Annotated in this window: 6 protein-coding genes; 5 read left to right on the plus strand and 1 reads right to left on the minus strand. The window is 34.4% G+C overall.

Annotation, left to right across the window (positions count from 1 at the left end; all coding sequences use genetic code 11):
• On the plus strand, positions 1-760 hold a 760-nt coding region (locus A194_RS0115235), incomplete at its 5' end, for an enoyl-CoA hydratase/isomerase family protein (protein WP_017187657.1).
• Between the two features lie 66 nt (positions 761-826).
• Positions 827-1294, plus strand: coding sequence for an RsfA family transcriptional regulator (locus A194_RS18770; RefSeq protein WP_017187658.1), 468 nt, complete (start codon positions 827-829; stop codon positions 1292-1294).
• 49 nt (positions 1295-1343) lie between these two features.
• Here A194_RS18770 and A194_RS0115245 read toward each other — a convergent pair whose 3' ends face one another.
• Complete coding sequence (locus A194_RS0115245) at positions 1344-1820, minus strand: N-acetyltransferase (protein ID WP_017187659.1); 477 nt, start codon at positions 1818-1820, stop codon at positions 1344-1346.
• 171 nt (positions 1821-1991) lie between these two features.
• On the opposite strand from A194_RS0115245, the gene A194_RS18775 reads away from it, so the two are divergent.
• The 3 genes from A194_RS18775 to bshC form a co-directional block, all read left to right on the plus strand.
• The gene (locus A194_RS18775) at positions 1992-2879 is read left to right on the plus strand and encodes a 2-dehydropantoate 2-reductase (protein ID WP_017187660.1); all 888 of its coding nucleotides are present in this window, start codon (positions 1992-1994) and stop codon (positions 2877-2879) included.
• A complete protein-coding gene (locus A194_RS0115255) occupies positions 2864-3238 on the plus strand; it encodes a DUF3397 domain-containing protein (protein WP_017187661.1) in 375 nt (124 codons plus the stop codon). Before A194_RS18775 ends, A194_RS0115255 begins: the two co-directional genes overlap by 16 nt.
• Positions 3239-3273: 35 nt before the next feature.
• Positions 3274-3996: bacillithiol biosynthesis protein BshC (gene bshC, locus A194_RS0115260; protein ID WP_017187662.1), on the plus strand; the 723-nt coding region annotated here is incomplete at its 3' end.

The following is a 3996-nucleotide window of genomic DNA, read 5'->3' on the forward strand; positions in this document are numbered from 1 at the left end:
TGTATTACTATATCTAGACCAAAACAATCAAACAGCTATTGTTACATTGAATCGACCAGAGAAACGGAATGCGATTTCTTTGAATTTAATTGAACAGTTAGATCTAATCATTGATCAACTTCACCGTGATCAACAAACTAAATTAGTCATTATTACCGGATCAAGTCCAGCTTTTTGTGCTGGAGGTGACTTAAATGACTTTCACGGTGATATTGAACAAGAAGAAGCGCATCACTTGTTGCAAAAAATGCAAAATGTATTATGGAAAATCACGACATTACCAATGCCAACAATAGGTTGGTTGAACGGACTAGCAAGAGGTGGGGGAATGGAGTTAGCCTCGGCATGTGACTTTAGGTTTGTTAATGAGATGGGTACTTATGGTTTCACTCAAGGTCAGTTGGCTATATCGACTGGTTGGGGAGGCGGAACATTGTTATATGAACGGATCCATCCTCAAGAGGCTTATTATTGGTTAGTGAATGCAGATGTCCGCTCAGCTGTACAGTTAAAAAATATAGGATTCGCTCAAGGTATATTTAGTAGTGAACAACTAGAAGTTAATCATCCTCTAATTGAACCATATCTTAAAAGAAGTTATGAACAGTTAAGACATTGGAAGTCTCAATGGTTAACGTCTCAAGACATACAAAAGCTAAAAAAAAGAATGGATGAAGAGGTAGAAGCATGTAGTCACATGTGGGTCAGTCAAGAACATAAAGATGCTGTCGCTAATTTTTTTAAGAGAAACGAAAAATAATGTGTCTATCTCCTTCGTTTGTTGCATAAGGTGGAAGTAAAGACCGTGAGCGAAGGAGGAGGCGACGTGTCAACTCGACAAGATGCATGGACTAGAGATGAAGATTTATTATTAGCAGAAATGGTCATTCGATACATAAGAGAAGGTAAAACACAGATGAAAGCCTTTGAAGATGTCGGAAAAAAACTATCTAGAACTCCGCAAGCATGTGGGTTTAGGTGGAACGCTAATTTACGAAAGCAATATAAACAAGCGATTGAGTTAGCGAAGAAAGATCGTAAGAAATTTAACGATCACTTTACCGTGTCGCAAAATTCGAATGATCATATGAAAGGTCAAGGCTTGAAGACATTTGATGAATTAATTGCTCAGTTAGAAAAGTTGAAGGTCGAATATGTACCTTCACAAGGGCAAAGAGATCGTCGTTCAATCGATGAAGTAGAACAATTAAAAGAACGATTAACTGATTATGAACAATGTGTTGAACGTATTAATAAGTTAACACAAGAAGTGTTGGAAAAACACAATTCATAAGAAAAAGGACTTCCTAAAAACGATAGGAAGTCCTTTTTCTTGTTTAATATTAGCTTTCCGTTTTCTCTTGAACACCTTCTGGCATCCAAATATAAGGGTTTTCACCGAAGTCACGTTCCATCTCATAAGTTGCTGGTTGGAAACCTTGTTTCTCCCAGAAATCATGGGAATTAATGCGAGCGTTTGTTTTAATAGGTAAATTAAAAGTTTTGGCAAAGTCGACTAACTGTTTTCCGAATCCTTTATGGCGATATTGTTCTAAAACTTCAAGTTTCCAAAGTTGCATATAATCTTGCTTTGGTTCGAAGTAATAGTCATATTTTGAACCTACACGATAAAGACTCATTCTAGCAACAAGTTCGTCACCAAAATAAATGCCATAGAAAGGCGATTCACTATTGTTTTCGATCATATTGTGTTCTAAGTCCTCTAACATTGAAAGTTCCTGAATTCCGTATGCTTTAAACTTTTTGAATTCTTCTAAAGTCTTGAAATTTATTAATAAACGTTCAACTTTTGTCGGCATTTAATCTTCCCCCTTACGTTTTCTGTAGTTTATTATAGTATAAAAGATAGAACATGAAAACGATATTATGATTAATCAATAAAATTTATCATGTAAAAAGTCAATTTTCTGATAAAATATACGTTGTGGTTGAAAAGTACTATTCAGTTTATTTGAAGTAGGTGTCAGACTATGAATATTGGTGTAATTGGTATGGGTGCTGTAGGTATGTTAGTTGCTCATCAACTAGTATCTAATGATCATCATGTTACTTGTTATGTTAGACGAGAGGAACAGTTAATGCAATTAAAACAGTCTGGTATATCACTTGTTGATGGTCAGACGGTATACCCAGAAGTGCTTTTTACGAACCAGATTAATACTCATGAACTTCTAGTAGTGTGTACGAAACAAACTCAACTTGACCCTGTATTACAGCTCATTGAAACAAATGCTCATTTGCATGGCTCTATTTTATTCTTACAAAATGGTATGGGACATATACAAAAACTAGAAAAATTAAAGCATAATAGTATATATGTTGGTGTTTGTGAGCATGGCGTAAATAAAGTGACGGATTACCAAATCAAATTAAATGGATTAGGGCAAATTAAAGTTACCGGTTTAAACAGTGGTGTAAATGATTCGTTATATAATCAAGTGAGTGACTCAAATTTTCCTATTACTGTTCATGAACAATTAATAAAAGTTTTAAACGAAAAGTTAGTTGTTAATAGCGTAATTAATCCATTAACAGGATTATATGAAATTCGAAACGGCAAGGTCTTAAAATATTCCGGTATTGAGCAACTAGCTAAGCAGCTTACTTATGAAGCCTCAAAGTCATTACAGTTAGAAGTAGAAGAGATGTGGGAACTTGTACGTAACATTTGTTACAAAACGAGTGAGAATAAATCGTCAATGTTAATCGATCTGGAAAACGGAAGAGAAACTGAGATTGATTATATGAATGGTTATTTAGCCGACCGTTATCAGTCAGTGCCAACTCATCATATGATGAGGCAATTGATTAAAGTAAAAGAAGAGGTTAAAGGGGTGGAGAAGTGGACATCATCGTAACAATAATTGCATTGCTATCGACGATTCCTTTTATTGTTTTTATTATACTGTTTATTGTACTAAAAAAAATGACAAACCAAGCAACTCGTTCTACAAAAATGGCTGCAGATCTATCTTGTTTTTTGTTTGTTATAGCATTTATTGGTTTAGTTGACTATTTATTTAATGCTTTCCTTTTGTGGGAATTAATGCTATTTTATATCGTGTTTTTAGCTTTGATTATTACATATCAGTGGCGAAAAGGTGAAGAAATTTATTTAATGCGAGCTGTTCGTTTTGTTTGGCGAGCAAGTTTTGTTATGTTATCAGTAGCTTACTTTTTATTAGTGCCTATTGCGATCTTTTTGCAATTATATTGATTAAACGTTAAAGAAGTTAAAGGAAGGTATTACATATGGAAGTTAAACCAATCGAACTAAAACATCAATCTAAGTTAATGAACGACTATCGCGATCGTAAGGAGTCTATATATAAACATTTTGAATATGATCCGTTTCAATTAAGAAGTTATAAAAGTAGACAAAATTTTGTTATAGATAGACAGTATCAGCGTGAAGCTCTCGTTGAAGTTTTAAAAGAACAAAATACTCGGTGGGGAATGAATGGTCAGGTAGAACGACATATTGATGAGTTGTTAGATGAACGAACTACAGTAATTATTGGTGGGCAACAAACTGGTGTTTTGACAGGCCCGCTTTATACAATTCATAAAATTATTTCGATTATCATACAAGCAAAGGAACAACGAGAACATTTAGGTTGTCCAGTGGTCCCTGTATTCTGGATGGCAGGTGAAGACCATGATTTTTTAGAGGTAGATCACATATTCACTTACAATAATCATCGTCTAAAAAAAGTTAGAGTTAACGACCAGCAGCCTTTTGATTATAAACTCCCGATCTCTAAGCGGGTATTGCCGCAAGATGAGGCTCAACAGTTTATTGATGATGTATTTGAAACATTTCAGGAAACTGAACATACAAAATCAGTATATCAATTAGTTCAAGATGCGGTAGCAAAAAGTGAAACATATGTTGAATTCTTTGCTCTTTTAACACAACAATTATTTGCTTCTGAAGGCTTAGTGTTAGTGGATGCTGATGATGAAAGTTTAAGA

The sequence above is a fragment of the Alkalibacillus haloalkaliphilus C5 genome (assembly GCF_000269905.1).
GTDB classification, from domain to species: domain Bacteria; phylum Bacillota; class Bacilli; order Bacillales; family Alkalibacillaceae; genus Alkalibacillus; species Alkalibacillus haloalkaliphilus_A.